The following is a 24186-nucleotide window of genomic DNA, read 5'->3' as shown; positions in this document are numbered from 1 at the left end:
ATTCCATGAGTTCGAAGACCGCACGCGCCAAAGCGCCCGCCTACCGATGTGCCGAATGCGGCTGGAGCACCGTCAAGTGGGTAGGCCGTTGCGGCGAGTGCCAGGCCTGGGGCACCGTGGAGGAGGCCGGGGCAGTCGTCTCAAGAACGACGCCGGCCGCGGCCGTGGCGAAACCGGCGCAGCGCATCGCGGACGTAGACGCCTCGACGGCGGCTTTCCAGGCCACCGGCATCGGCGAACTGGACCGGGTGCTGGGCGGCGGGCTGGTGCCCGGCGCCGTCATTCTGCTGGCGGGTGAGCCGGGCGTGGGCAAGTCCACCCTGCTGCTCGACGTGGCGGCGCGGGTCGCCGGATTGGCCAGGGATGTTCTGTACATCACCGGCGAGGAATCGGCCGCGCAGGTCAAGCTGCGCGCCGAACGCATTTCCGCCGTCGCGGATTCCCTGTATCTGACCGCCGAATCGGATCTGGGCATCGCACTGGGCCAGATCGAAAAGACGGACCCCTCGCTGCTCATCGTGGATTCGGTCCAGACCCTGAGCAGCTCTGCAGTCGAGGGCAGCGCCGGCGGCGTGACCCAGGTCCGCGAAGTCGCTGCCTCGCTGATCAACGCAGCGAAAACCCGGAATATGACCACCATCCTGGTTGGCCATGTCACCAAGGACGGCTCCATTGCCGGGCCCCGCCTGCTGGAGCACCTCGTGGATGTGGTCTGCCAATTCGAGGGAGACCGACACTCCAGGCTGCGGCTGCTTCGTGCCATCAAGAACCGCTACGGCCCCACCGACGAAGTGGGCTGCTTCGACCTGACTGAAGAGGGGATCGAAGGACTGGCTGACCCCAGCGGGCTGTTCATGTCGACGGCGGCGGAGCCGGTTTCCGGTACCTGCATCACGGTGACTATGGAGGGCCGCAGACCGCTCCTGGCCGAGGTGCAGGCACTGCTCGCGGAGACCTCCAATGCGCAGCCGCGCCGGGCTACCAGCGGCCTTGATTCCTCCCGGGTGGCCATGATGATGGCCGTGTTGCAGCGCCGGGCAGCCATGTCGCTGCACAAGGATGACAGCTACGTGGCCACCGTCGGCGGCGTGAAGCTGACGGAACCGGCCACTGATCTGGCCACGGCGCTGGCCATCGCCTCGGCCAAAAGCAACAAGCCGCTGCCCAAGGGCCTGATCGCCTTCGGCGAGGTGGGACTGGCCGGAGAGGTCCGGCCCGTGCCCGGAATCGGACGGCGCATCCAGGAAGCGGAACGGCTGGGCTTCACCCATGCCGTCGTCCCTTCTTCCCACGGCGGGCCCGGGCAGGTGCCCAAGGGATTCCGCGTCAAGGAAGTCGGCACCGTGGCCGAGGCACTGGATCTGCTCTTCGGCGCGGGCACTGCCAGCCCCAGTTAAGCGGGCCGTACCCGCGGACGGCTCCCGCCATAGCAGCCGTCCTGCCTAACCGCGGCGGCGACGCGCGCCGCGTCGGCATATTATGGTGCCTAATGGCTGTTTCACGCGGCGTTTCCGGAACCGGAGGCCGCGGGCTCCCGCCCGACTGCACCGCGACCTACTGATCAAAGGAAACTTCATGGCTAAGAGCCCCGAGGACGCCTTGAAGGCTACCTTGGCACGTGTCGCTCCGGGCACTGCGCTGCGCGACGGTCTGGAACGGATCCTCCGCGGTCGCACGGGCGCCCTGATCGTCCTCGGCTATGACAAGCAGGTGGAGTCAATCAGCAGCGGCGGGTTCGACATTGGCATCGGCTTCTCGCCCACAGGTCTCCGCGAGCTGGCCAAAATGGATGGTGCAATTGTCTGCGACCAGGACGCTGCAAACATCATCAAAGCCGCCGTCCAGCTGGTTCCGGACCCGTCTATTCCCACGCAGGAATCGGGCACCCGGCACCGCACGGCCGAGCGGGTGGCCATCCAGACCGGGCTGCCGGTGATTTCGGTCAGCCAGTCCATGCAGATCATTGCCCTGTATGTTGACGGAATCCGGCATGTGCTTGAAGGTTCGGAGCCGGTGCTGGCCCGCGCCAACCAGGCCCTCGCCACGCTGGAACGCTACCGCGCCCGCCTGGACCAGGTGACCAGCTCGCTTTCGGCCCTGGAGATCGAGGCCATGGTCACGCTGCGGGACGTCGCCGTGACCTTGCAGCGCCAGGAAATGGTCCGGCGGATCTCGGAGGAAATCTCCCAATACGTACTGGAACTCGGCGTCGACGGACGGCTGCTGTCCCTGCAACTCGATGAGCTCACCTCCGGGCTCGGCCCCGACAGCGAAATGATTCTGCGCGACTACGCCGAGGTCAAAGGCGGCATCGAGGTCGAACCTGCCCTGAAATCCCTGCGCACGTTCAGCGCCACGGACCTGATCGATCTGGGGCGGATTGCCAGCGTCCTGGGCTTCCAGCCCGGCGTGGACTCACTCGAAGCGGTTGTCCAGCCGCGCGGCTACCGGCTGCTCTCGGCGGTGAAGTCCGTTCCGCGGGCAGTGGCAGACCGCTTGGTGGACCACTTCGGCGGCCTGCAGAACCTGATGGCGGCGAACATCGATGATCTGATGGCCGTGGACGGAATCGGCGAGCAGCGCGCCCGCGTCATCCGCGAGGGACTTTCCAGAATCGCCGAGACCAGCCTCCTCGACCGCTTTATGTAGGAGCGGGACAGCCCCTTCGCCACCGGCGCAAAGGGATGCTTGGCTCATTGCAGGTCGAACACGATTTTGTCGCTGGTCCATGGCCCCAGTTTTGCCGTCAGGACATAGGTCCCGGGCTGCGGATTGGCGTTGACTGCCTTACAGCCCGGGGCGCTCCGGTTGCGTTCCCAGGTGAACTGTGCCCGTTCGCTTTTGCCCGGCTCGATGGTCCGCATCAGTTCGCTGGTGTCCACGGCGCAGTCCTTGGACGAGAAGATGCGGTCTTCGCCGCTGGTCACCAGGAACTCCATGGCATCCGTGCCCACGTTGACCTCGCAAGCGGAGTCGCCCTTGTTGGCGACTTCGAGGATCAGAGTCGGATTCTCACCGGCCGCGTAGGCCGGAGCATCCGTGGATGCGGTCACTGAAATCTTGGACTCATCGCAGGCTGCACTGGCCATCGGGCTGGGGGAAGCAGCCGGCGAGGAAACCACCGGAACGCTGCCGCCGCCGTCGTCGTTGTCCGCTGCGGGCTGGCTGCCGCCGCCGAAGAGGCTGGCAATCCAGAATCCCGTGGCAACGAGCAGGGCAATGACCATCAAGGCTGCGATCAGTAGCGCCAGCCTGCGTCTGCGGTAGACGGCCGGGCTCGGCTTGCGGCCGGAACGTGCAGTATTCCGGGTCGCCGAGGCACCACTGCCGCGCGATGATCCCCTGCCTGTACCTGCCATACCTTAAGGCTAGAGACAGTTGCGCGGCCGGAGCTGTAACACCACGCCGAGGCAGTAAGGTATTGGTGGTCACAGACAAGGAATGCCATGCCCAACCACACGATCACTCACGCAAAACCGGCTCCGGCGCCAGGTCAGACGCGGTATCTGCATGAACAGATCACGTCCTGGTTCGCCGACAATGCGCGCGAGCTGCCGTGGCGGGAGCCCCAGTGCAGCCCGTGGGGCATCATGGTCAGCGAATTCATGCTTCAACAGACCCCTGTGGTCCGAGTCCTGCCGGTCTGGGAGCAGTGGATGCAGCGGTGGCCCACCCCTGCCGCGCTGGCCGCCGAATCCAGCGGCGAAGCGCTCCGCGCCTGGGGCCGGCTGGGATATCCGCGCCGGGCGCTGCGGCTGCATTCGGCCGCCGCAGCGATCGTGGAGCGGCACGGCGGGCAGGTCCCCGACACCCGGGAAGAACTCCTGCAGCTGCCGGGCGTTGGCACCTATACCGCCGCCGCGATCGCCTCCTTCGCCTTCGAACGGCCGGAAACGGTGGTGGATACCAACATCCGCCGGGTCCATGCCCGCGCCGTCACCGGCAACGCCCTGCCCGCGCCGTCCCTGACGTCGGCGGAAATGAAACTGGCTACAGCGCTAATGCCCGGCCGGGAGACCAAGGCATGGAATGCTGCCGTGATGGAGCTCGGAGCTTTGGTTTGCACCGCGCGCTCCCCCAAGTGCGGCTCCTGCCCGGTGCGGGAGCAGTGTGCTTGGATAGCTGCGGGGCAGCCCGAAGCGCATTATGTGCCCAAGGGACAGGCCTGGGCCGGCACGGACCGACAGGTACGCGGCGCCATGATGGCTGTGCTGCGCGAGGCGGAAACGCCGGTTCTGCGCGAGGTGCTGCTGGGCACGGTGGACCTCGTGGACCACGGCTCGGGACACGTACTCCACCTCACTAAGCTGCGATCGCTCGGCGCCAGCGACGAGCAACTGGCACGTTCTCTGGACGGGCTGCTCGCGGACGGACTCGCCGAAACAGCCGGTGCAGGTGTGCGGTTACCAAATTGAGGCTTGGCTGCAGCAGCTGCCGCTTCTAAGCTCGCAGTATGCGGCTGAACCGCTCGGAGGGAAGCTCCCTAACAACGACGGCGGTAGCCGCCTTGCTGGTCATGGTTACCGGTTGCGGTGCCTCCACCGGCTCCGACGGCCACGCCTGTACGGAAATCGGCGCAGTGTCCGGGGTCGGCCTCACGGTTGAACAGGAGCTTGCCGACGACATTCGCGAGGCGGACATGCAGGTTTGCTGGGACGGCACCTGCGAAAGAATCCCGCTTGACCTGCACCCGGGCCAGCGCACGATCGACCTGGGGTGCGAGTCGGATCAACCCTACGGAGTTTGCTCGGCTACCTCCACACCGGACGGAACGCTGACTGGCTTCGCACAGCTCGACTCGCTGCCTGCGGGCGAGGTTCAGGTCCGCACCTTCACGACACGCCAAGATGGCACGCGCGTCGAAACGGAACGGCTCTCCGTCGCGACGGAAACAGTCTTTCCCAACGGCGAAGAGTGCCCGGGCGAAGCGCAGCAGCTCGCTTTGACCCTTGGCCCAACAGGACTGCGTCCACGGTAGATCTACACGGCAGGAAAAAGGGAGGGACATGCCGCCCCTCCCTTTCCGTCATGTAGGTGATCTCCGGGTTCAGCGCTTCGAATCGCCGTCCAGGCGGTCCTTCACGTCTTCCCCGACATCCTTGATTTTGGCTTCGGCCTGATCCAGCTGGCCTTCGGCCTGCAGGTCCGGATTATCCGTGGCGTCGCCGGCCTTCTCCTTGATCTTACCGCTGGCTTCCTGAGCCTTGTTCTCGATCCTGTCGCCCAAACCCATGGCTACTGCCCTTCTTCCTGCTGGCCGCCGCCGAAGCGCTCCTGGGCACCGTCGACAGCGTCGTTTGCCTGGTCGCCGAAGCCGCCGAGCTTTTCCCCGTGCTGCTCCTGTGCGTTGTCCACTGTGTCGTTGGCGCGGTCCGCGAGGCCGCCGCTCTGCTCGCCGCCGCCCTCATCATTTCCGAAGGCACCCTTGGCTGCGTTGGTGATGTCGTCAATACCCATAGCGTTCTCACTTTCGATCGAGAGACAGTCCGATCGGGAGATCGGCCCGTCCGCTTGCTGGTTATTCCCAACATCTTCACCGTGGCACAGGCAGTAGCGGGCTGTCCACCCCTCGTGGCCGTTAGACCGCCCGGATCATCCGGGTGTTTCCCAAAGTGTTCGGCTTGACCCGGGCCAGGTCCAGGAACTCGGCGACGCCCTCATCGTGAGACCGCAGCAGTTCGGAATACACCTCGGGGTCAACTGCGGACTGGTCGGCCATGACCTCGAAGCCGTGCCGGGTAAAGAAGTCCACTTCGAAGGTCAGGCAGAAGACCCGGTTGACGCCCAGACTGACTGCCTCTGTCAGCAGTGCCTCGAGCAGCGCCCGGCCCACCCCGTGGCCCCGCCATGCCGATGAGGTGGCAAGAGTGCGTACTTCGGCGATGTCTTCCCACATCACGTGGAGCGCCCCGCAACCGATTACTTCGCCGTTGGAAGCCTCCGCGATCTTAAACTCCTGGATGCTCTCAAAATAGGCCACGGCTTCCTTCTCCAGCAGCACACGCTTGTCGGCGAGCGGCTTCACCAGACGGCGGATCTCGGCAACATCGGACGTACGCGCGGGCCGGATCGTGAAGGATGCAGTCATGGTGCAAGTTTAGGGCCCGTTTACGGTCGAATCTGCCGCCGGGGCTTCGGCCGCCACGACACTGCTTGCGGGGGCTGGGTTGTCATTCCAGACGGTAAAGGTCGGCGGCGGTGTCGACGTCGCCGCCGTCGGACTCATCCGAGCAGTCCACGATATCGATCAGATCCGTGTGGTCCAGCAGAAAGCCGCGCGCCCCGCTGTCACCGCTCGCTGTTTCCGCAGCCTGTGCCACGAGCGCCGCATCGAACAGCACCGGATGCCCGCGTTGCAATTCGCCGTCCGTTCCCCGGTAAGCCGCCGCGGTGACACGGCCGGGCTTATGGCTGTCCAGCAGCCTCCTGACGATGGCGGACGTGAGGCCGGGCTGGTCCACCAGTACGGCCAGCATGTGGAATCCCGCTGGCACCGCGGCTGCGCCCAGCCGGAAGGAGCTGCCCATGCCGCCGGACCAGTGGGGATTGTCCAACACACGGCAGCCGGACAAATCGGCCTGCCGCCGGATCTGACCGGCACCTGCTCCGAGGACCACCACAATTTCAGTGCATCCGCCGTTCCGCAGCACGGATACCAGATAGGAGACGAGCGGTTCCTGCCGGTATTCCAGCAGCGCCTTCGGCCCGCGGCCCAGCCGTGTGCCTGCTCCCGCGGCGAGCAGCACGGCGGCGGTCGGCTGGGAACGAGATGTCATGCCCTCACTATAGGCACCCGTCCACACCCCTACAGCCGCACAGTTTGCCGCAGCCGGGGTTGACGCGAACGGCGGGCCCCGGGATATCCAGGACCCGCCGGTACGACGCGTTTGTTGCTAGGAGCCCGTGCGGGCGGACCCTACTGGGAGAGCGCCGGGGTGTCCGGCACTTCCTCGATGGCCTTGGGAGCGCCGGCGCTGGAGAAGACGAACTTTGCGTTTTCGCCCTCGCCTTCGACGTCCACCCGGATGAGTTCGCCGGGCATGATCTCGCCGAAGAGGATCTTCTCGGAGAGCTGGTCCTCGACCTCGCGCTGGATGGTCCGGCGCAGCGGCCGCGCACCCATGGTCGGATCGTAGCCGCGGGTAGCCAGCAGGACCTTGGCCGCCGGCGTCAGCTCGATGGTCATGTTCTTCTCGGCCAGGCGCTTCTTTAGCCGCGTGATGAACAGGTCCACGATCTGGACGATCTCTTCCTGCGTCAGCTGCGGGAAGACCACGGTGTCGTCGACGCGGTTGAGGAACTCCGGACGGAAGTGCTGCTTGAGCTCATCCTGGACCCGGGCCCGCATCCGCTCATAACCGGTCTTGGTATCCGAACCGGACTGGAAGCCGGTCATGACGCCCTTGGAGATGTCACGGGTACCGAGGTTGGTGGTCATGATGATGACGGTGTTCTTGAAGTCCACCACACGTCCCTGGCTGTCGGTCAGACGGCCGTCCTCAAGGATCTGCAGCAGCGAGTTGAACAAATCCGCGTGGGCTTTCTCCACTTCGTCGAAAAGCACCACGGAGAACGGACGGCGGCGGACCTTTTCGGTCAGCTGGCCGCCTTCTTCATAACCGACATAACCGGGAGGGGCGCCGAAGAGCCTGGACACGGTGTGCTTCTCCGAGTATTCGGACATGTCCAGCGTTATCAGGGCGTCCTCTTCGCCGAAGAGGAACTCCGCCAGCGCCTTGGCCAGCTCCGTCTTACCCACACCGGTGGGACCGGCGAAGATGAACGAGCCGCTGGGACGGTTGGGATCCTTCAGGCCCGCGCGAGTACGGCGGATAGCCTGCGAGATCGACTTAATGGCTTCGTCCTGGCCGATGACCCGCTTGTGCAGCTCATCTTCCATGTGCATGAGCCGGCTGGACTCTTCTTCGGTGAGCTTGAAGACCGGGATGCCCGTGGAGTTGGCCAGGACCTCGGCAATCAGATCCTCGTCAACCTCGGCGATCTCGTCCAGGTCGCCGGACTTCCATGCGCGTTCCTTGTCGGCACGCTCGTCCTGGAGCTTGCTTTCCTTATCACGCAGCGAGGCGGCGCCTTCGAAGTCCTGGGCATCGATGGCAGATTCCTTCTGCTTCTTCAGCTGGGCAATGCGCTCATCGATCTCCTTCAGCTCCGGCGGAGCCGTCATACGGCGGATCCGCAGGCGTGCGCCGGCTTCATCGATCAGGTCGATGGCCTTGTCCGGGAGGAAGCGGTCCGAAACGTAGCGGTGCGACAAGTGGGCTGCAGCGTCCAGGGCGCCGTCCGTAATGGACACACGGTGGTGTGCTTCATAGCGGTCGCGCAGGCCCTTCAGAATCTGAATCGAATGCTCAACCGAGGGCTCATTGACCTGGATGGGCTGGAAGCGGCGTTCCAGTGCAGCATCCTTTTCGATGTGCTTGCGGTACTCATCCAGAGTGGTGGCGCCGATGGTCTGCAGTTCGCCGCGGGCCAGCATGGGCTTGAGGATCGAGGCTGCGTCAATCGCGCCTTCGGCGGCACCTGCACCAACGAGAGTGTGGATCTCATCAATGAACAGAATGATGTCCCCGCGGGTGCGGATTTCCTTCAGCACCTTCTTCAGGCGTTCTTCGAAATCACCGCGGTAGCGGGACCCCGCGACGAGCGAACCGAGATCAAGGGTATACAGCTGCTTGTCCTTGATGGTTTCCGGAACGTCGCCGCGGACAATGGCTTGGGCCAAACCTTCGACGACGGCGGTCTTGCCGACACCGGGTTCACCGATCAGGACAGGGTTGTTCTTGGTGCGGCGGGAGAGAACCTGCATGACGCGTTCCATCTCATGCTCGCGCCCGATAACAGGGTCAAGCTTGGACTCGCGGGCAGCCTGGGTCAGGTTGCGGCCGAACTGGTCCAGCACCACGGAACCGGCAGGAGTACCTTCCTGCTGCTGGCCGCTGGCGGAGACGGGCTCCTTGCCCTGGTAGCCGGAGAGCAGCTGGATGACCTGCTGGCGCACGCGGTTCAGGTCCGCGCCGAGCTTGACCAGAACCTGGGTGGCGACACCTTCACCCTCGCGGATGAGGCCGAGCAGGATGTGCTCGGTGCCGATGTAGTTGTGGCCCAACTGCAGAGCTTCACGGAGGGAGAGCTCCAGCACTTTCTTGGCACGCGGGGTGAAGGGAATATGGCCGCTGGGAGCCTGCTGGCCCTGGCCGATAATCTCCTGCACCTGCTCACGCACCCCGTTGAGGGAGACACCGAGGAATTCCAGCGCCTTCGCGGCAACACCTTCACCCTCATGGATCAATCCAAGAAGGATATGTTCGGTACCAATGTAATTGTGGTTGAGCATGCGGGCTTCTTCTTGAGCCAGCACGACAACGCGACGGGCACGGTCGGTAAATCTCTCAAACATCTCGCACACTCCTAGCTACTGCGTACTTTGATGCTACGTGGCCGAAAGACGATTTTGGGGTCTGTTCGCCCTAGGGATAATGACCGGCTGCAACGCAGATCCGGGGCAGGCCGCGCACCGTATGGATAAAGGGCGGACCCGGGGTCCGCCCTTTATGGAAGAGTTATCAAAATCTACTTGCCCCTGCGCTCGTGATGGAGGCGGGCAGTACTGCTAGCCGCCGTGCGCCCGCCGGTAAGCTTCGAGGATTTCGGACTGCACGCGGCCGCGCTCACTAACGGTGTAACCGTTCTCCCGCGCCCAGGCCCGCACGGCCGAAGCGTCCTGGCTGCGGCCTGCAGAAGCCGGCTTGACCTTTCCGGCGCGGGTGGGAACCTTTCTGGCCTTCTCGACATAAGTCTTCAACGCATCTCGCAGCGCGTCAGCATTCTTCGATGAAAGATCAATCTCATAATTGATTGCATCCAGCGCAAAACGCACCGTTTCATCGGCACTGCCACCATCCAGGTCATCAACCAGAATGATTTTCACTTCCTGTGCCACAGGAGCTCCTCTATATTGAAGTTTTAGTAATCCCATTGGCTTCCCCAAAACCAATTTGATTATTGCCTATCAATGAATAGCTGGCAACACGGCATGTTTCAGCTGTGCACTAAAGCGCCCGGCGATTATTCGAATCGATGTCGAAATGGAAGGTGTCGACATTTCAACGAAAGACGCTAATCGGCTTCCCACAGGTATTCGAAGGCCGGCATGCCTAGCCCGTATAACCAGTATTGTTGATGTTCATTTACGATCCGGTACATGGCCAACAAAGCTGAACTCCGAGGCACTATCGGGTCCCCGAATAGGAACAGCCGCGGCACTGGCGACGACGGGGCGGAGGCGCGCGACCGTACAGTCGGTGAATGGACCTCTTACCCGCTGCTAAATGATTAGCCCGGCGGCGAACAATATTTAGCCGCGGCACTGGTGAATATCGATCCTGCCGCTCAAGACTGACGACAACTACGGGAACAAGAATTATGGCCAGGCCTGCGGCGAACCGCAGGCCTGGCCATGTCTGCCAACTAGAGAGAGATGCTAATTACCGTGCCCCTGCTGGCCGGCCTCGTACTCGGCCTGAGCCAGGGCTTCGCGCTCCCTGCGGTCAGCGTTGAACACGGCTTTCATAGCGAAGTAAAAAATCAGGCCGACACCGGTTGATGGAGCCAATACCCACAAATATTCCAACATGATTATCCCAATTCAGGTTTCAAGAGCGGGAAGAGAATGGTCTCCCGGATTCCCGTCTGAGTGAAGAGCATGACCAGCCGGTCAATACCCAGGCCGATGCCGCCCATGGGCGGCGCTCCGTATTCCAGTGCACGGAGGAAGTCTTCGTCCAGCTGCATCGCTTCATGGTCCCCCGAAGCCGCCTTCCGCGACTGCTCGGTGAGCCGTTCACGCTGGACAACAGGGTCGATGAGCTCGGAGAAAGCGGTACCGCGCTCCATGCCGCCGATGATCAGGTCCCAGGCTTCGATGAGCCCGGGCTTGCTCCGGTGCGCACGTGCCAGGGGCTGGGCAGCCGGCGGATAGTCGTACACGAAGGTCGGCTGAAGCAGCGTCGGCTCCACGATTTCACCGAAAAGTTCAATCACCATCTGTTCGGTGTCCCATTGCGGTTCCACCTTGACGCCATGCTTTTCGGCGATAGCCCGCAATGTGCTGCCATGGGTTTCGGGCGTGATCTCCTCGCCTACAGCTTCGGAAAGTCCCGGATACACGCCCAGCCAGCGCCATTCACCGTTAAGGTCGATGGTGCCGGCGTCCGTCTCGATAATGCGGCTGCCCACGGTGTCCGCGGCGTTCAGGATCATTTCCTTCATGCGGTCGGCCATCACAAACTGGTCGGCGTAGGCCTCGTAACTTTCCAGGGTGGTGAATTCCGGGCTATGCGTCGAATCCACACCTTCATTGCGGAAGATGCGCCCGATCTCAAACACCCGGTCGATACCGCCGACCACAGCGCGCTTCAGGAAGAGCTCCGTGGCGATGCGCAGCGTCATGTCCTGGTCGAAGGCGTTCAGGTGCGTCTGGAACGGCCGGGCTGCCGCACCGCCATGGATGAGCTGGAGCATCGGGGTCTCCACCTCTACGTAGTCGCGGTTGTGCAGTGTTTCCCGGATGGAACGGATGATCGCAGCGCGGGTGTAAACCATCTGGCGCGCCTCGTCGCGGACCATCAGGTCCACGTAGCGCTGGCGCACCCGGGTCTCTTCGTTCAGGCCGGCATGCAGCACGGGCAGCGGGCGCAACGCTTTGGAGACCATCGACCAGGAATCGGCCATGACCGAGAGTTCCCCGCGCTTGGAGGAGATGACCTCGCCGCGCACAAACACGTGGTCGCCCAGATCCACCAGGGACTTCCAGCCCGCCAGCGCTTCCTCACCGACGTTGGCCAGGCTCAGCATGGCCTGCAGCCGGGTTCCGTTGCCCTCCTGCAGGGTGGCGAAGCACAGCTTGCCCGTGTTGCGGACAAAGACCACACGGCCGGAGACGCCGGCGGTTTCCCCGGTGGTCTCATCGGCCGCAAGGTGACCGTACTTTTCGCGGACCTCACTGAGAGTATGGGTCCGGTCGACACCCACCGGATAGGGCTCCACACCGCTCTCGAGCAGTTTGGCGCGCTTGTCCATGCGCACGCGCATCTGCTCGGAGACGTCCGAAGGTTCCGGGGAAGGGGTGGGGGTTTTATGTGTGGTCACGGTAGTTAAGATTACCGGTTGTGCTCCGGTGGCTCCTACTCGATCTTGCCCGACGCTCCGGCTAGCCCAGGTCGACGTTGTCGATCAGCCGCACCGGGCCTACTTTGGCGGCAATCAGCACCAGCGCTTCGCCGGTAAACGGGGTGTCCTGGCAGTTGAAAGCCAGCGGCTCCAAGGTAACCGGATCGACGACCTCGAGGTAGTCCAACTCCACCAGCCGTGCAGACTTGACCATGGCCAAGGCACCCTCGATGTCCAGCGGCTCGTGCCGGTCGGCCTGCTCCTTCAGGTAGCGCAGGCCGCGCGACAGAACCAGGGCGGCCTCGCGCTCCTCGGCGGAGAGGAAGCGGTTCCGGCTGGACAGCGCCAGGCCGTCCCCGTCCCGCACGATCGGAACGCCGACGATTTCGACCGGGAAATTCAGGTCCGCCGCCATCCGCCGGACCAGGGCCAGCTGCTGGGCGTCCTTCTTGCCGAAGTAGGCGCGGTAGTCCGCCGGAATGGGCGGCATGCCGTAATGCAGCAGTTTCGCGACCACGGTCAGGGCGCCGTCGAAATGCCCGGGCCGAGAGGCGCCTTCGAGTTTCCCGCCCAACGGACCGGATGCCACCCGGACCATCGGTTCGCCGCCGGGATAGACCTCCTCAACGGCGGGCGCGAAAACGATGTCAACCCCGCAGGAACCCAGCAGGTCCAGGTCCGCGTCCAGCGTGCGCGGGTACCGCTCCAGGTCGGCCGCGTCGCCGAACTGCAGCGGGTTGACGAAGATGGTGGCAATAACGACGTCGTTCGCCTGGCGTGCAGCGGTGGCCAGGGCGGCATGGCCGGCATGCAGGCCGCCCATGGTCGGGACCAGGCCCTGGCTCGTGTGGCCGGCATGGTGCTTGCCGGCCGCCTCGCGCAGCAGCTCCGCGCTGGCGGCATTGAGCTCGGCGTACGTGGTGGCCAGCTGGGGGCGGTTGCTCACTGGGGGTCCTCCGGAGTGGAACGGGTACTGAGAATATCCAGGATTTCGGTGGCCTGGGCGTCTTTGAGCAGGCCGCGTTCGAATGCCCGCTTGGCCGTGGCACGCGCCAGCTCCTCATACGCCTGCCGGATATCGGTGCTGCCGTGCTCGAGTTCGTACCCCAGCAGGGCCTCGCGGTGGACCCGCACGGTGCCGGCGTCGCCGCGGGCCACCGGTCCGGTCAGTGCGCCCTCGCCTGATGCCAGCGCATTTTCCAGCGAAGCCCGCATCAGCGGACCCAACAGCCGCTCCGGCTGCTCCGCACCCGCGGAGCTGAGCAATTGCGCGGCCTGCGCGGCGATGGTGACTAGGTGGTTCGAGGCGTGCGCCAGGGCAGCGTGGTAAAGCGGCCGGTCCTGCTCTTCGATCACAATGGGCTCGGCCCCCATCTCGACCACCAGGGCCTGGGCAATGGGGAGCACCGTGCGCGGAGCGGTCACGCCGAAGGCGCAGTCCGTGAGCCGGGTCAGGTCCAGACTCATACCGGTGAAGGTCATGGCCGGATGGATGGCTAGGCCGATAGCCCCCTTGGCCTGCGCCGGCGCGAGTACATTCACGCCGTGCCGGCCGGACGTATGCGCCACCAGCTGGCCCGGTTGCCAGGCGCCGGTCTCGGCAAGGCCAGCCACCAGTTCCGGCAGTGCATCATCGGGCACTGCCAGCAGCACCAGTTCGGCCCGCTCGACGATCTCGGGGATCTCCAGCACCGGCACACCGGGCAGCAGCATTTCGGCCCGCTCCCGGCTGGCCTCGGACACGGCGGAGACCCCGACGACGGCGTGCTGGGCCGCGCGCAGGGCCGCCCCCAGCACGGCGCCGACCTTGCCGGCGCCGATAACGCCGATCCCTAGCCTGCCCGGTCTAATGCTGTTCATCCTCGGCCTTTCCCTTCTCTGAGCCGGCCTGCTCCGGCACGCTCTCCTGCCGGCGTTCCAGCCAGCGCTCCGGCACACTGTGCCGCCGGGCCGCCGCGGCGCGGGCGGACTGTTCGTTGAACAGCCGGCGGGCCACCTCGATGTCCATCTGGTAGACCACCGGGCTGACCGGCCCCACCGTGGTTTGCAGCTGCAGGTCCGCCACCCGCAGCTTCCGGGCCACCGGTCCCTGGTGCAGGGCCATCGATTGGGTGCGCTCGTGCGGGACCACGGCCAGGCTCCGCACGAACCGGCCGGAACGCGCCAGCAAGGCCGTTTTCGTCACGGCGAAGCCGTTGCGCCGCCAGGTGAGGAAGGACAGCCACCGCACCCGCTCCGGGGAGGTGACGAAGCCGCCGTCGTTGTTCTGCCCCACCAGCCCGGCAGTGAAAACGCCGAACGGGTCTTCGGTGCCGGGGTCCGGGAGCACCAAGGCCAGCATCTGCATGACCTCGTCCCTGGTGCCGACTGGGAGCAGGGTGGTGCGCGCGCCCGAGTTCTCCGCGCTCACGCCGTAGCCGGCCACATTGATCTTGATCCGGTACCAATCCTTGGTCCGCCAGAGCAGCGGCTGGGACACCGCCACGGCCTGCACGCGCCCGGGCGGCACCGTCTGGGCCCGCGTCTCGAGCAGCCCGTAGCGCAGCCGGATGCCATCCGGCGACACGGCCGCGCGGAAGTTGTATGCGGTGCTGAAAACGCTCCAGTAGCCGGCCGCGACGGCGATCATGCCGGGCACCAGCGCCGACAGCAGGACCGGCAGGCCGCCCCAGTCCGCCACGTAGCCGACCGCTGCGGCCACGCCGATCACAACAACGACGACAACCAGCGCCACCGTTGCGCCCGAAAGCACTGTGGCGCCGACGACCCGCTGCGGGGTGAGCTGGACGATGGGGTGTTCCGGGGCTTCGGGCGCCTCGTCCGGATGCTCGGGGTCCAGTTCGGCGCCGGAGGCCCGGGCCAGAATGGTCGCCCGCAGTTGCTGGGCGGAAGCCAACGGCAAGTAGGCCAGCCGCACCGCGGATTCGCCGGCGTCGGCCACCTCGAACTTCAGCTCGGCGAGCCCGAAGATCCGGCCCAGCAGCGGCTGGATGACGTCGATCGCCTGGACCCGGTCCAGCCTGGCTTGGCGGTGCTGGCGGAACAGGATACCGGAGTTGACCCGGACGTGTTCCTCGGTGACCTGATAGCGCGTGAACCACCAGGACAGCACGAAGGCGCCCACCAGCAGCAGCATGACAACCAGCAGTACGACGACGGCCCAGATGCCCCGGCCCTCGGTCAGGAACCACAGGGGCTCGCCGCGGAACATCGCTTCAAACCAGTCGCGCCCGAAGAAGTAGGCGATGGCGGCCAGGGCGAGCCATCCCCGGACAAACGGGGAAACGGGGTGGACGCGGTGCCAGTTTTCCGCTCGGTCCGGAGTCAGCGGCACCTCGCGCGAGGGGGAAACCGGGCCGTTGCCCTCCGGAGTGGTCACAGCCCGGCCAGCCTTGCCTGCCCGCGCGCGGAGAGCTGTTCGCGCAGCCGTGCGGCTTCCTCTGCAGGGAGGCCGGGAATGGAGGCATTGGTCTGCGGGGAGGCGGTGTGCAGTTTGACCGAGGCCAGCTTGAAGGCGCGCTCCAGCGGGCCGACCGCCACGTCGACGTACTGCATGCGGCCGTACGGAACCACCATGAGGCGCTGGAAGAAGATGCCCTGCCGGATCAGCAGGTCCTCGTCCCGCTCCGCGTAGCCGATCGCCCTGACCTGGCGCGGGATGAGCAGGCCGATCCAGAGCTGGAGGACCAGTGCGCCGCCAGCCAACAGCCAGGCGAGCCAGGCAGGGAAGCCGGGCCAGACGCCGGTGAGCAGCAGGATCAGCGGGATGCTGAGGATGGCCAGGCTGAACAACGCGGACACGGACCAGCCGATCAGCCGCACCGTGACGTACTTGGGCGCCACCCGGATCCAGCTGATCTCCGGCGGATCGATCGGCTCGCTACGCATACTCTCCCTCGCCCTCGGCCGAACCGTCTTCGCGTTCGGCCGATTCCGGATCCTCCGGCGGGAGCTTGCAGAACCGTTCCACCATCAGACCAATAATCACCATGACCAGGCCACCGCCCATCATAGCCAGCACCTGCAGCAGGGTGGGCCCGGCCGGCCGGTAGGACAGCAGCACCAGCTGGTCAACCAGAATGCCGGCATGCCAGCCGAGCAGCAGGGCACCGGCGTAGGCGCAGGCCTGGGCGAGCACCAGCGTGCGGGCGGCCAGGATCGGGTCCAGCGGTTTCTCGCGTTTGCCGTTGCGCCAGCTGCGCACCCGCAGGCCAAGTACCAAGGTGAACACCATGATGGCGCCCATGGTGGCCAGCGAGCTCAGGTGCAGCACGGGCACCGGCAAGCCGCCGCGTGCGGTCAGGAGGTTGGTCAGCCAGCCCAGCACACCGGTGACAACGGCGATGGCCGCCAGCCAGCTGTACTTGATGGTCCTCACGACGCCACGCCCATCCGGCTCAGTGCCCTGGTTCGAAGGGCGCCAGGCCGTCCAAGTCCCCTGCGGCTTCGGCCAGTTCGCCGACCGGGACGCCGTTGAGGGTTGCATGCGAGTCCATCCAGGCCCAGGGCTGCAGTACAAAGGCACGCTCATGGGCACGCGGATGCGGGACCGTCAGTGCCTCGTCGTCGAGCTTGAGGTCGCCGTAAGTAATGATGTCCACGTCCAGGGTCCGCGGCCCCCAGCGCACCTCGCGGGTCCGGTGGTGCTTGTTTTCCACGCTCTGGCAGTGTTCCAGCAGCTGATAGGGCTCCAGGTCGGTCTCCACCTCGATCACCATGTTCAGGTAATCCGGCTGGTTCTCGGGACCGCCTACAGACTTGGTCTGTACAACCGGCGACACCGCGCAGAGACGGACATTGGGGGTGTCCACCAGATCCGCGACGGCGTGGGAGAGCGTGTCGCTGCGTTCGCCGAGATTGCTGCCAAGGGCCAAAACCGCGCGTACACTCATGGATTCTCCCGGTAGATAGTGATGGTGACGTCGCCGAACGGCACTTCGATGGGCGCCTGGGGCTTGTGGACCGTCACTTCCACGGCGGCAATGCTGAAGGCGGCCAGAACGTAACCGGCGATCCGCTCCGCAAGCGTCTCGATCAGGTTCACCGGCTCGCCCGTGATGATCTCTTTGACCCCCTCGGCCAGTTCGCCGTAGTGCGCGGTCAGGGTCAGGTCATCGGCGGCGGCTGCGGCACGGATGTCCGTGTGCAGGGCAACGTCGATGGTGAAGGGCTGGCCGTCCCGGCGTTCATGGTCGAACACTCCGTGATAACCGACGGCGGTGATGCCGGAGAGCTTGATGACGTCCATGCGGCCGGACCCGGCGGTGCCCGTCTGCACCGGCGCTACCCGGCCCAGGCTGCGGCGACCTTGACCGCGTCAAGGCTTGCACCGGAATCGTGCACGCGCACGCCCCAGGCACCATTGGCTACGGCCAGGGCGCTGATGGCCAGCGTGGCGTGGTCGCGCTCTGCCGGCGCGGCAGCCTTGCCGGCGGAAGTGAGCAGAGTGCCCAGGAAGCGCTTGCGGGATGCCCCGACAAGGACCTTGTGGCCGAGCTTGGTGAACTCCGGCAGCCCGCGCAGCAGCGCCCAGTTGTGCTCGGCGTTCTTGGAGAAGCCCAGTCCCGGATCGAGGATGATCTGGTCTTCGGCCACGCCGGCGGCCACAAATTTGTCCCGCAGTTCGGCGAGTTCGGCCACAACTTCGGCCACCACGTCGTCGTACTTGGCGGTGGGATCCACGTTGCGCGCGTCGCCGCGGCGGTGCATCAGCACGTAGGGCACCTTGCGTTCGGCGATCAGGGCCGGCATTTCCGGGCTGAAGGTCATACCGGAGACGTCATTGATGATGCCCGCGCCGGCGTCGATCGCCTTCGCGGCGGTAGCCACGTGCATGGTATCTACACTGACCAGGGCACCGGCCTTGGCCAGAGCCTCGATCACGGGCAGGATGCGCGCCTGTTCCTCTTCGGGGGTGATGGACTCGGCACCCGGACGGGTGGACTCACCGCCGACGTCGATGATGTCAGCGCCGCCGTAGAACAGTTTCAGGCCCTGGGCAATGGCCTTGTCCGCGGAGACGAACTTGCCGCCGTCGCTGAAGGAATCCGGAGTGACGTTCAGGATCGCCATCACCACGCCCCGGTCGGTGGGCAAGTCCGAGAACTTCCGGGGTGCGCGCACCTTGCGTATAACTGGCAGCGGGGAAGTTGCGGGTCCGGTTCCGGGCACTGCTGCGAGTGAATCCATAAATGTCTACCGTTTCTGCTTGTTTCGCTTATCGCCCGATGATCAGGCTCATGGCCTCTGCCCTGGTGGCAGTTTCCCTGAGCTGACCGCGGACTGCGGACGTTACCGTCTTGGCGCCCGGCTTGCGGACACCGCGCATGGACATGCACATGTGCTCGCACTCGACGACGACGATGGCACCCTTGGGCTCAAGATGCTCCATGAGGGCATCAACAATCTGCGTGGTGAGCCGTTCCTGGACCTGCGGGCGGCGGGCGTAAACCTCCACCAGCCGGGCCAGTTTGCTCAGCCCCGTCACCTTACCTTCATGGGAAGGAATGTAGCCAATGTGCGCGGTGCCGTGGAACGGAACCAGGTGGTGTTCGCAGGTGGAGTAGAACGGAATGTCCTTGACCAGCACCATTTCTTCATGATCAATATCGAAGGTGGTAGCCAGCAGGTCCGCCGGGTTCTGGTGCAGGCCGGCGAAGACTTCGGCGTAGGACTTGGCCACGCGCCGGGGCGTCTCCACCAGCCCCTCGCGGTCAGGGTCTTCGCCCACCGCAATCAGGATTTCGCGCACTGCGCGCTCGATCCGGGGCAGGTCTATGGAGCTGTCGATTTCCAGCTCGGCGATTACATCGTCGTATTCGGTCACGTCTGAAATCCTAGCCGTTGCCGCCGACGGTCCCGCCCGGGTTGGTTCCGGGAGGGTTTTCGACGGGCAGTTCGGGCAGGGCAGGATCCGGATCAACGATGACGGCTGAGTGGGCCTCCGCTTCGTCCGGGCTCTGCGCCGAGGCAGCCTCGGCCCGTTCCTTGGCGCTCATGACCGGCGGAATCTTGTGGACCGGACGCGACTCCTTGGACAGCCAGACGTCGCGGTATTCGCGCTTGCGGATGTCTTCGAAGATCTCGGCGATCTCGCGCTGGTTCAGCGTCTCGCGCTCCAGCAGGGCCAGGGCCAGCCGGTCGAGCACGTCGCGGTTTTCGGTCAGGACGGCATAGGCTTCGTCGTGCGCTGTGTCGATCAGCCGGCGGACCTCCTCATCGACCACGAAAGCCACGTGGTCGGAGTAGTTGCGTTCGTGCGACATGTCGCGGCCCAGGAACGGTTCGCCGCCGCCCTGGCCCAGCTTCACGGCACCGACGCGTTCGCTCATGCCGTACTGCGTCACCATCTGGCGCGCCGTGCTGGTGGCTTTCTCGATGTCGTTCGAGGCACCGGTGGACGGGTCGTGGAAAACGATTTCTTCGGCCACGCGGCCGCCCATGGCGTAGGCGAGCTGGTCCAGCAGTTCGTTGCGGGTGACCGAGTACTTGTCGTCCTCCGGAACCACCATGGTGTAGCCGAGGGCACGCCCACGCGGCAGAATGGTGACCTTGGTGACCGGCGCCGTGTAGCGCAGGGCCGCCGCCACCAGGGCGTGTCCGCCTTCGTGGTAGGCGGTGATCTTGCGTTCGTGTTCCTTCATCACGCGCGAACGCTTCTGCGGACCGGCCATGACGCGGTCGATCGCCTCGTCCAGGGCGCGGTCGTCGATCAGCTGCGCATTGGAACGGGCAGTCAGCAGCGCGGCTTCGTTGAGCACGTTGGCCAGGTCGGCGCCGGTGAAGCCCGGGGCACGCTTGGCCAGCGCGCGCAGGTCCACGCCGGGAGCCATCGGTTTGCCGGCCGCGTGTACCTGCAGAATGTGGTGGCGGCCTTCCAGATCCGGTGCTTCCACCGCTATCTGGCGGTCGAAACGCCCGGGCCGCAGCAGTGCGGGGTCCAGGACGTCCGGGCGGTTGGTGGCGGCGATCAGGATGACGTTGGTCTTGACGTCGAACCCGTCCATTTCGACCAGGAGCTGGTTCAGCGTCTGCTCACGCTCGTCGTTACCGCCGCCCACGCCGGCGCCGCGGTGGCGGCCGACGGCGTCGATCTCGTCGACGAAGATGATGGCCGGAGCGTTGTTCTTTGCCTGCTCGAACAGGTCGCGGACACGGGAGGCGCCCACGCCGACGAACATTTCGACGAAGTCCGAGCCGGAGATGGAGTAGAAGGGCACGCCGGCCTCACCGGCGACCGCGCGGGCCAGCAGGGTCTTGCCCGTTCCGGGCGGGCCGTAGAGCAGCACGCCCTTCGGGATCTTGGCGCCGAGCGCCTGGAACTTGCCCGGCTCCTGCAGGAACTCCTTGATTTCGTGGAGTTCTTCCACTGCCTCGTCTGCGCCGGCGACATCGGCGAAGGTGACCTGGGGCATGTCCTTGGTGATCAGCTTGGCCTTGGACTTGCCGAACTGCATGACCTTGGAGCCGCCGCCCTGCATGCGCGAGAGCAGGAACCAGAAGATGATGCCGATGATCAGGATCGGCAGGATCAGGCTGATGAAGCCCGTGAACCAGTTGTTTTCCACCGGCTGGTCCGTGAACACGTCCACGTTGGAGGCACTGATGGCATCGACCACATCTTCGGCACGGGCGGTGCTGTAGAAGAAGGTGATGCTTTTGCCTTCGTTGGCGCCGTCCTGGATGAAGTCTTCACGCAGGGTCAGTTCAACGCTCTGGTTGCCGTCATTGATGCGGGCCTGCTCGACCTTGTCATCGGTGAGCAGTTGCAGCCCGACGCTGGTGTCCACACGGGAGGCCTGCGGGCCGGCAAGATTGGGCACCACGATGAGCAGGATTGCCAGGACCAGCACAATCCAGATGATCGGTCCCTTGAAAATGTTCTTCAATTTCATGCGTCTAAGGGCACAATGCCCCGTCCCTCCTGCTGATCAGCCGTGGTGTCACCCATATAGCTATACACCGTCCGCAATAATTCACGCACGGCGGCAAAGATTAGTTCCCTCTCGGCGTACAAGCAAGCCTTTGGCTCAAGCTGGAGACAGGGATCTTGGTTTTACTCGTAGACGTGCGGTGCCAGCGTGCCGATAAAGTCCAGGTTGCGGTACCGTTCGGCGAAGTCCAGGCCGTACCCGACCACGAATTCGTTGGGGATTTCGTAGCCGACGTACTTGACGTCGATTTCCACCTTGGCCGCATCCGGCTTGCGCAGCAGCGTGCAGATCTCCACCGAGGCCGGGCCGCGGGAGAGCAGGTTGGTCTTCAGCCAGGACAAGGTCAGGCCGGAGTCGATGATGTCCTCGACGATCAGGACGTGCTTGCCCATCAGGTCGGTTTCCAGGTCCTTGAGGATCCGCACGACGCCGGAAGACTGCGTGCCCGAGCCGTAGGAAGACACCGCCATCCAGTCCATTTTCACGTGGCTGTGCAGTGCGCGGGCCAGATCCGCCATGACCATGACGGCGCCCTTGAGGACTCCGACGATCAGCAGGTCGCGGCCCTCGTAGTCCTTGTCGATCTCGGCAGCCAGTTCCTGCACGCGCTGCTGGATCTGCTCCTTGGTATACAGAACGTGCTTGAGGTCCGCCTGAACGTCGTTGGAATCCACCAGATACTCCCGTAATTAATGATGTGGCGTCACTGGGCGCGAGCCAGTTGTTCTAAAGACAAGATTGCCATAGCCGCCGCGCTCTTGCGCAACCGGGCCTGTTTGTCCGGCCGGTTCCCGCCGTACCCGGCGGTACACACTGACCATTCCGGCCAGCTGCACCGGACCGGCGGACCCCTGCCTCGCCAACAGCGATTCCGCCGCGATGAGCCGCTCGTAACTTGGGTTCTCGCCGCCCATTTCGGCCGCCGCCAGCGCGATGACCCGGTGTTTCATCGCTGCCGGCAGCACCTCGATGCCACTCCGCTCCAGTTCTATGCCGTCCGGGGTATCTATCCTGAGGCGCAGGTATTCGGTGCGTGCCTGGGCATCCAGGTAATCCGCATCCGCCCGAAGGATCTGCGCCGAGCGCCACAGTGCTTCGGCGACTCCCGGGCCCAGCTGCTGCTCCAGGAACGGCAGGATTTCGGCCCGCACACGGGAGCGCAGGAATTTCGGATCGGCGTTGGTTGGATCGTGCCACGGCTCCAGTCCGGCGAGGGCACACAGCTCTTCGGTCTGCTTGCGTCGCAGTTCCAGGAACGGACGCAGGTAGTTCCCGCGGCGCGGTGCCATGCCGGCCAGCGAACGCGTTCCGGAGCCCCGGCCGAGGCCAAGCAGCACCTGCTCGGCCTGGTCATCAAGGGTGTGGCCCAGCAGCACGGCGGCGGCCCCATGTTCGGCAGCGGCAGTATCCAGGGCGGCGTACCGCGCTACCCTGGCCGCGGCTTCCGGCCCCATGCCGGGCTGCCCGACGCTGACCCGGCGGACTTCCACCGGCGCCAGCCCCAGGCCCGCAAGCTGCGTGCGGGCACGTTCGGCCACCTCGGCGCTGCCGGGCTGGAGGGCATGGTCGACGACGACGGCGCCCACCCGGTAGCGCTGCGTCCCATCCCGCAGGGGACGGGCAAAGTACGTTGCCACCGCGGCCAGGGCAAGCGAGTCCGGCCCACCGCTGCAGGCCACCAGCAGCAATAGCGGTTCGTCGACGCAGGATACTCCCGTGCCGGCGGCGTTTTCCGGCTTATCCAGTAGCTCCAGCGCCGCCTTGACGTGGTTCCGCGCCGTGCCAACCAGCGGGTGCAGCCGCTGCTTGCGCCGCGGCGCACCGACGCTGGACCCCGTGGCCGCTGTGGAGGGTTCGGTCATGGACGGCTGAGATCCATGCGGCTGATCCAGAGGTCAGCGTTGTGGATCTCTTCCTCGGTGGGCAGGTTTTCCGCCCGGAGCCAGACCTGGTTGAAGCCTTCCATGCCCACTTGCTTCACCACGGCGCGGACAAACTTCGCCCCGTCAGTGTACTGGCGTGCCTTGGCGTCCAAACCCATGATCTTGCGGATCCAGTTCTCCAGTGCGCCACGGGTCTTGGCCCGGGCGTTGAAGCGCTGGCGGATGGTCTTCACCGTGGGCACCACGCTGGCGTCCACCTCGTCCATCACCACGTTGGCGTGGCCCTCAAGCAGGCTCATTACCGCAGTGATGTGGGAGAAGATGGCCTTTTCCTCCGGGTCCTGGAACAGGTCCATGATGGTGCCGGTGGCGCCGATGGCCACTTTCCCGCCGCCGGCGCCGGCGCCGTCGTCGTTCTTGTCTTTGCCGGACATCAGGGCCTTGGCCGCCTGCTGCAGCCGTTCGCCGAAGGTGTCGGCCTTGGCCACCAGGCCGGCGGAGAGCTTGCCGATCTGCTCCATCATGTGGTCGCGCAGCCAGGGCGCGGCCGCGAACTGCACGCGGTGCGTCTGCTCGTGCAGGCAGACCCACAGCCGGAAGTCCGCGGGTTCGACGTTGAGTTCCTGCTCGACGGCGATGATGTTCGGCGCCACCAGCATCAGCCGGCCGCCCGCCGGACCGCCGGGCAGCAGCGAGCAGAACGGATCGTACTGGCCCAGCACCTTGCTGGAGAGGAAGGAGAGGATGGCGCCCATCTGGGTTCCGGTGAGCGAGCTGCTCAGGCCCGTGGCCGCACTCTTGACCTGCTCGGGCTTTTTCCGGGCGAGCTCGGTCAGGGCAGGCTGCAGGAGCGCTTCGAAGCTGCGCGCGTTGGCCTTGGACCACTCGGCCCGGTCCACAATCAGCACCTGCGAATCCCGCAGGTCCCTTGCCGCCTCCAACCGGGTAATCCGGTGCACGTGGTCCACGGACACTTCGGAGAGATCGCGCAGATTGGCCACGGCGGCACGGATCTGCGCCTGCGGCATCTTGGGGCCGGCCGGGGTGAGCTTGGCCGCGGTGGTCGCCGCCAGGTCCCAGTTGATCAGCCTCGGCGGGGTTTCCGGAGCGGACGGGGTGTTTCCGGCGCTGCCGGTGCTTACGGTGCTGTCCATGGTGACCATCAGATCACACCTGAGCCC

General features: G+C 65.2%; 26 protein-coding genes. 4 read left to right on the top strand and 22 right to left on the bottom strand.

Going from position 1 to position 24186, the window contains the following annotated elements:
• Positions 1 to 5 precede the first annotated feature (5 nt).
• The gene (radA, locus tag J5251_RS04755; RefSeq protein ID WP_139003864.1) at positions 6 to 1397 is read left to right on the top strand and encodes a DNA repair protein RadA; all 1392 of its coding nucleotides are present in this window, start codon (positions 6 to 8) and stop codon (positions 1395 to 1397) included.
• 178 nt (positions 1398 to 1575) lie between these two features.
• Positions 1576 to 2649: a DNA integrity scanning diadenylate cyclase DisA gene (gene disA, locus J5251_RS04750; protein WP_139003863.1), complete on the top strand. Its 1074-nt coding sequence runs from the start codon at positions 1576 to 1578 to the stop codon at positions 2647 to 2649.
• Positions 2650 to 2693: 44 nt separating this feature from the next.
• Here disA and J5251_RS04745 read toward each other — a convergent pair whose 3' ends face one another.
• The gene (locus tag J5251_RS04745) at positions 2694 to 3359 is read right to left on the bottom strand and encodes a hypothetical protein (protein ID WP_208575363.1); all 666 of its coding nucleotides are present in this window, start codon (positions 3357 to 3359) and stop codon (positions 2694 to 2696) included.
• An 87-nt stretch (positions 3360 to 3446) separates the two neighbouring features.
• Between J5251_RS04745 and J5251_RS04740 the strand changes: the two genes are divergently transcribed.
• On the top strand, positions 3447 to 4415 hold the full coding sequence (locus J5251_RS04740; protein WP_208575362.1) for an A/G-specific adenine glycosylase: 969 nt from the start codon (positions 3447 to 3449) through the stop codon (positions 4413 to 4415).
• A 38-nt stretch (positions 4416 to 4453) separates the two neighbouring features.
• Positions 4454 to 4978, top strand: coding sequence for a hypothetical protein (locus J5251_RS04735; protein ID WP_139003860.1), 525 nt, complete (start codon positions 4454 to 4456; stop codon positions 4976 to 4978).
• Between the two features lie 69 nt (positions 4979 to 5047).
• On the opposite strand, the gene J5251_RS04730 is transcribed toward J5251_RS04735, so the two are convergent.
• The 21 genes from J5251_RS04730 to J5251_RS04635 form a co-directional block, all read right to left on the bottom strand.
• Entirely contained in the window at positions 5048 to 5233 is a 186-nt protein-coding gene (locus J5251_RS04730) for a CsbD family protein (RefSeq protein WP_208575361.1), read from the bottom strand.
• Between the two features lie 2 nt (positions 5234 to 5235).
• Positions 5236 to 5457 carry a hypothetical protein gene (locus J5251_RS04725; protein ID WP_139003858.1) on the bottom strand — a complete coding sequence of 74 codons (222 nt, stop codon included), beginning with the start codon at positions 5455 to 5457 and terminating at the stop codon, positions 5236 to 5238.
• Between the two features lie 121 nt (positions 5458 to 5578).
• A complete protein-coding gene (locus J5251_RS04720; RefSeq protein WP_139003857.1) occupies positions 5579 to 6088 on the bottom strand; it encodes an amino-acid N-acetyltransferase in 510 nt (169 codons plus the stop codon).
• An 82-nt stretch (positions 6089 to 6170) separates the two neighbouring features.
• Positions 6171 to 6776, bottom strand: a complete 606-nt coding sequence (gene nboR / locus J5251_RS04715; protein ID WP_208575360.1) for a nicotine blue oxidoreductase — start codon at positions 6774 to 6776, stop codon at positions 6171 to 6173.
• 140 nt (positions 6777 to 6916) lie between these two features.
• Entirely contained in the window at positions 6917 to 9418 is a 2502-nt protein-coding gene (locus J5251_RS04710) for an ATP-dependent Clp protease ATP-binding subunit (RefSeq protein ID WP_139003855.1), read from the bottom strand.
• Between the two features lie 213 nt (positions 9419 to 9631).
• Complete coding sequence (locus J5251_RS04705; RefSeq protein ID WP_139003854.1) at positions 9632 to 9961, bottom strand: histone-like nucleoid-structuring protein Lsr2; 330 nt, start codon at positions 9959 to 9961, stop codon at positions 9632 to 9634.
• Between the two features lie 540 nt (positions 9962 to 10501).
• Positions 10502 to 10633 (bottom strand): hypothetical protein, encoded by a 132-nt coding sequence (locus tag J5251_RS20460; RefSeq protein ID WP_279633631.1) that lies wholly within the window; start codon positions 10631 to 10633, stop codon positions 10502 to 10504.
• A gap of 23 nt (positions 10634 to 10656) precedes the next feature.
• A complete protein-coding gene (gene lysS, locus J5251_RS04700; protein WP_244250925.1) occupies positions 10657 to 12111 on the bottom strand; it encodes a lysine--tRNA ligase in 1455 nt (484 codons plus the stop codon).
• A 118-nt stretch (positions 12112 to 12229) separates the two neighbouring features.
• A complete protein-coding gene (gene panC, locus J5251_RS04695) occupies positions 12230 to 13135 on the bottom strand; it encodes a pantoate--beta-alanine ligase (protein ID WP_208575358.1) in 906 nt (301 codons plus the stop codon).
• Positions 13132 to 14049, bottom strand: a complete 918-nt coding sequence (locus J5251_RS04690; protein ID WP_139003851.1) for a Rossmann-like and DUF2520 domain-containing protein — start codon at positions 14047 to 14049, stop codon at positions 13132 to 13134. Before J5251_RS04690 ends, panC begins: the two co-directional genes overlap by 4 nt.
• A complete protein-coding gene (locus J5251_RS04685; protein WP_208575357.1) occupies positions 14036 to 15568 on the bottom strand; it encodes a PH domain-containing protein in 1533 nt (510 codons plus the stop codon). The genes J5251_RS04690 and J5251_RS04685 overlap by 14 nt, the downstream gene beginning before the upstream one ends.
• Complete coding sequence (locus tag J5251_RS04680; RefSeq protein WP_208575356.1) at positions 15565 to 16077, bottom strand: PH domain-containing protein; 513 nt, start codon at positions 16075 to 16077, stop codon at positions 15565 to 15567. The genes J5251_RS04685 and J5251_RS04680 overlap by 4 nt, the downstream gene beginning before the upstream one ends.
• Complete coding sequence (locus J5251_RS04675; RefSeq protein WP_139003849.1) at positions 16070 to 16567, bottom strand: DUF3180 domain-containing protein; 498 nt, start codon at positions 16565 to 16567, stop codon at positions 16070 to 16072. Before J5251_RS04675 ends, J5251_RS04680 begins: the two co-directional genes overlap by 8 nt.
• 19 nt (positions 16568 to 16586) lie before the next feature.
• Positions 16587 to 17081 (bottom strand): 2-amino-4-hydroxy-6-hydroxymethyldihydropteridine diphosphokinase, encoded by a 495-nt coding sequence (gene folK, locus J5251_RS04670; RefSeq protein ID WP_208575355.1) that lies wholly within the window; start codon positions 17079 to 17081, stop codon positions 16587 to 16589.
• Entirely contained in the window at positions 17078 to 17437 is a 360-nt protein-coding gene (gene folB / locus J5251_RS04665; protein WP_208576048.1) for a dihydroneopterin aldolase, read from the bottom strand. The genes folK and folB overlap by 4 nt, the downstream gene beginning before the upstream one ends.
• A gap of 35 nt (positions 17438 to 17472) precedes the next feature.
• Positions 17473 to 18378, bottom strand: a complete 906-nt coding sequence (folP, locus tag J5251_RS04660; protein ID WP_139003847.1) for a dihydropteroate synthase — start codon at positions 18376 to 18378, stop codon at positions 17473 to 17475.
• A 28-nt stretch (positions 18379 to 18406) separates the two neighbouring features.
• Positions 18407 to 19015 (bottom strand): GTP cyclohydrolase I FolE, encoded by a 609-nt coding sequence (gene folE, locus J5251_RS04655; protein WP_171059261.1) that lies wholly within the window; start codon positions 19013 to 19015, stop codon positions 18407 to 18409.
• 10 nt (positions 19016 to 19025) lie between these two features.
• Complete coding sequence (gene ftsH, locus J5251_RS04650; protein ID WP_208575354.1) at positions 19026 to 21083, bottom strand: ATP-dependent zinc metalloprotease FtsH; 2058 nt, start codon at positions 21081 to 21083, stop codon at positions 19026 to 19028.
• A 161-nt stretch (positions 21084 to 21244) separates the two neighbouring features.
• Positions 21245 to 21796 carry a hypoxanthine phosphoribosyltransferase gene (gene hpt, locus J5251_RS04645; RefSeq protein ID WP_074700218.1) on the bottom strand — a complete coding sequence of 184 codons (552 nt, stop codon included), beginning with the start codon at positions 21794 to 21796 and terminating at the stop codon, positions 21245 to 21247.
• Between the two features lie 15 nt (positions 21797 to 21811).
• Positions 21812 to 22984, bottom strand: a complete 1173-nt coding sequence (tilS, locus tag J5251_RS04640) for a tRNA lysidine(34) synthetase TilS (RefSeq protein WP_208575353.1) — start codon at positions 22982 to 22984, stop codon at positions 21812 to 21814.
• Entirely contained in the window at positions 22981 to 24159 is a 1179-nt protein-coding gene (locus J5251_RS04635) for a zinc-dependent metalloprotease (protein WP_208576047.1), read from the bottom strand. Before J5251_RS04635 ends, tilS begins: the two co-directional genes overlap by 4 nt.
• Positions 24160 to 24186: the final 27 nt, after the last annotated feature.

The sequence above is a fragment of the Arthrobacter crystallopoietes genome, from assembly GCF_017603825.1.
In the GTDB taxonomy this organism is placed as follows: domain Bacteria; phylum Actinomycetota; class Actinomycetes; order Actinomycetales; family Micrococcaceae; genus Crystallibacter; species Crystallibacter crystallopoietes_B.
This window is presented reverse-complemented; position numbering and strand designations above follow the sequence as displayed.

What these genes read in the sequence shown, in the direction of transcription:
- radA (WP_139003864.1), top strand. Translation starts at nt 6, where the DNA reads ATGAGTTCGAAGACCGCACGCGCCAAAGCGCCCGCCTACCGATGTGCC.
- disA (WP_139003863.1), top strand. Translation starts at nt 1,576, where the DNA reads ATGGCTAAGAGCCCCGAGGACGCCTTGAAGGCTACCTTGGCACGTGTC.
- J5251_RS04745 (WP_208575363.1), bottom strand. Translation starts at nt 3,359, where the DNA reads ATGGCAGGTACAGGCAGGGGATCATCGCGCGGCAGTGGTGCCTCGGCG.
- J5251_RS04740 (WP_208575362.1), top strand. Translation starts at nt 3,447, where the DNA reads ATGCCCAACCACACGATCACTCACGCAAAACCGGCTCCGGCGCCAGGT.
- J5251_RS04735 (WP_139003860.1), top strand. Translation starts at nt 4,454, where the DNA reads ATGCGGCTGAACCGCTCGGAGGGAAGCTCCCTAACAACGACGGCGGTA.
- J5251_RS04730 (WP_208575361.1), bottom strand. Translation starts at nt 5,233, where the DNA reads ATGGGTTTGGGCGACAGGATCGAGAACAAGGCTCAGGAAGCCAGCGGT.
- J5251_RS04725 (WP_139003858.1), bottom strand. Translation starts at nt 5,457, where the DNA reads ATGGGTATTGACGACATCACCAACGCAGCCAAGGGTGCCTTCGGAAAT.
- J5251_RS04720 (WP_139003857.1), bottom strand. Translation starts at nt 6,088, where the DNA reads ATGACTGCATCCTTCACGATCCGGCCCGCGCGTACGTCCGATGTTGCC.
- nboR (WP_208575360.1), bottom strand. Translation starts at nt 6,776, where the DNA reads ATGACATCTCGTTCCCAGCCGACCGCCGCCGTGCTGCTCGCCGCGGGA.
- J5251_RS04710 (WP_139003855.1), bottom strand. Translation starts at nt 9,418, where the DNA reads ATGTTTGAGAGATTTACCGACCGTGCCCGTCGCGTTGTCGTGCTGGCT.
- lysS (WP_244250925.1), bottom strand. Translation starts at nt 12,111, where the DNA reads ATGCGCGTGCGCATGGACAAGCGCGCCAAACTGCTCGAGAGCGGTGTG.
- J5251_RS04690 (WP_139003851.1), bottom strand. Translation starts at nt 14,049, where the DNA reads ATGAACAGCATTAGACCGGGCAGGCTAGGGATCGGCGTTATCGGCGCC.
- J5251_RS04680 (WP_208575356.1), bottom strand. Translation starts at nt 16,077, where the DNA reads ATGCGTAGCGAGCCGATCGATCCGCCGGAGATCAGCTGGATCCGGGTG.
- folK (WP_208575355.1), bottom strand. Translation starts at nt 17,081, where the DNA reads ATGAGTGTACGCGCGGTTTTGGCCCTTGGCAGCAATCTCGGCGAACGC.
- folB (WP_208576048.1), bottom strand. Translation starts at nt 17,437, where the DNA reads ATGGACGTCATCAAGCTCTCCGGCATCACCGCCGTCGGTTATCACGGA.
- folP (WP_139003847.1), bottom strand. Translation starts at nt 18,378, where the DNA reads ATGGATTCACTCGCAGCAGTGCCCGGAACCGGACCCGCAACTTCCCCG.
- ftsH (WP_208575354.1), bottom strand. Translation starts at nt 21,083, where the DNA reads ATGAAATTGAAGAACATTTTCAAGGGACCGATCATCTGGATTGTGCTG.
- tilS (WP_208575353.1), bottom strand. Translation starts at nt 22,984, where the DNA reads ATGACCGAACCCTCCACAGCGGCCACGGGGTCCAGCGTCGGTGCGCCG.
- J5251_RS04635 (WP_208576047.1), bottom strand. Translation starts at nt 24,159, where the DNA reads ATGGACAGCACCGTAAGCACCGGCAGCGCCGGAAACACCCCGTCCGCT.